This is a genomic window from Pseudoxanthomonas sp. LjRoot204_2, from assembly GCF_056175765.1.
Genome location: NZ_JBGFFG010000478.1, coordinates 1 through 2,340, shown reverse-complemented (window position 1 = coordinate 2,340; position 2,340 = coordinate 1). Strand labels below are relative to the sequence as shown.

At 68.6% G+C, this 2,340-nt stretch carries 1 protein-coding gene; it reads right to left on the bottom strand.

The features are described from left to right. On the bottom strand, window positions 1–2,340 hold a 2,340-nt coding region (locus tag AC04L7_RS16855; protein WP_475513471.1), incomplete at both ends, for a M16 family metallopeptidase.

Here is a 2,340-nt window from a genome sequence, read left to right as displayed (position 1 = left end):
CTCGACGGCATCGCCCAACTGCAGCGCGCGGACCGACTCGCCCACCTTGGACAGGTCGCCCACGACCACCCAGGTCRGCGACGACGGCGACAGCGTGGCCGCCGCCTTCGCGACATCRGCGGCCCCGATGGCTTCGTTGCGGGCCTTGTACTGCACGATGTAGTCGTCCGGACGCCCATACCGCTGGTTGGAGGCGATCTGGGCCAGCACCGCCGAGGCGGTCTCATACGCGCCCGGAAGCTCCAGGGTGTTGGCGGCGCGGATCTTGGCGATCTCTTCCGGCTTGGCCGGCGCCTGGCCGGTGGCGAACTGGCTGATCTCCTTCTGCAGTTCCTTCATCGAATCGGCGGTGCGGTCGCTCTGCACCGCCGCGCTCGCCCACCACGGACGCTGACCGAGGGTGTTGCGCGCACCACTGTAGGAGCCGTAGGCCCAGTGCTTGTCTTCGCGCAGGTTCATGTTGAGGCGCGAGCTGAACTGGCCGCCCAGCACGCCGTTGGCGAAGTCGAAATCGATGGTGCCCGCATCACCGGTCGGCGGCACCAGTTGTGCGGCATAGACGTTGGACTGGATGGYGCCGGGCTGGTCGATCAGGAACACGCGTGCCTTGGCCGCGTTGGCGACCGTCGGTACGGCGGCGAGCTTCGGCGCATTGGGGGCGGCCTTCCAGTCGCCCAAGCGCGCTTCCAGCAGCGGCACGATCTCGGCCAGCGTGGTGTCGCCGACGATGGTGATGCGTGCCTGCGACGGCTGCAGCCAATCGCGGTGGAACGCCGCCAGGTCATCGCGGCTCAGCGAGGCGATGGAAGCCTCCGTGCCCGAACCGGTGAACGGAATGGCATAGGGATGCCCGGCGCCGTACAGCAGCGGCGGCAGCGTGCGCAGCGCGGCGGTCTGCGGGCGTGCCTTCTCCTGTTTGATGCCGGCGATCCAGGTCGCGCGCACGCGCTCGATTTCCGCCGGGTCGAAGGTCGGGCGGCGCAGCACGTCGGCCAGCAGGTCCAGCGACGGCGCCAGCTTGTCGGTCAGTGCGGACAGGCCGACCGAGGCCGAATCCAGGCCGGCGCCCGTGGTCAGTTCGGCACCCAGCGCTTCCTTGCGGGCGGCGAATGCAAGGGCGCCGTACTGGCCGGCGCCTTCGTCCATCATCTGCATCGCGAAGCTGGCGGTACCGAGCTTCTTGCCGACGTCGGCGGCGTAACCCCCGGGGAATTCGACATTGATCTGCACCACCGGCGTCTCATGACGCTCGGCCAGCGTGACCTGCATGCCGTTGGACAGCGTGGCGCGCTGCACGGCCGGGAACTTCAGGTCGGGGAAGGTGGTGGTCTTCGGCACACCGGTGCTGCGATCGACGTCGGTCTTCACCGTCTTGAACTTCGGGTCGACCTTGGGCGCGGCGGCCGGCGTGGTGGCGGGCGCCGCGAACACGGTTTCCGGAAGGGCCGATGCCGGCGTCTCGCTGGGCTGCACGAGAATGGTGTGCGAACCGCCGCTCAGCCACTTCTTCGCCGCGGCCTGCACCTCGGCCGGCGTGGCGCTCGCGTAGATGGCGAGGTCTTCCTTGTAGCAATCGGGCTTGCTCTGGTAGACGGCGCACGACGCCAGCACGTCGGACTTGCCGCCGAAACCGCCGATGCGCTCGATGCCGCGCACGAAGCTGGCCACGCCGGAGACGCGGGCGCGCTCGAGTTCCTCGGCCGTCGGACCCTGGGTGATCAGCCGCTTCAGTTCCTCGTCCAGCGCCGCCTCGACCTTGGCCGGGTCCACGCCTTCCTTCACGGTGGACATCAGGAAGAAGGTGCCGCTGATCTCGCTGCTCCACTGGTAGGCGCTCGCCTGGTCGGCGATCTTCTCGCCGTGCACCAGGCGCGTGTCGAAGCGCGAAGCCGCGCTGCCGCCCAGCACCTGCGCGAACAGGTCGAGCAGCACGGCGTCCCTCGTGCCCATTTCAGCGACCGGCCAGGCGCGATAGACGCGGACCTGCGGCACGCGGTCGGGAATGGTTTCGCGGGTGTCCTTGGCGTGGGTGGGAATGTTGGTCTTCATGTCCGCCAGCGTGGCGCTGGCCGGGATGTCGCCGAAGTAACGCGTGACCTTTTCCTTGGCGGTGGCGACGTCGATGTCGCCGGCCAGCACCAGCACGGCGTTGTTCGGGCCGTACCAGCTGCGGAACCAGGTCTTCACGTCGTCCAGCGTGGCGGCGTCCAGGTCGGCCATCGAGCCGATGGTCTGCCAGCTGTAGGGATGTCCGGCCGGATAGAGCGCTTCGAACATGCGCGCGCTGATGCGACGGCCGTAGGGCTGGTTCTCACCCTGGCGCTTCTCGTTCTGCACCAC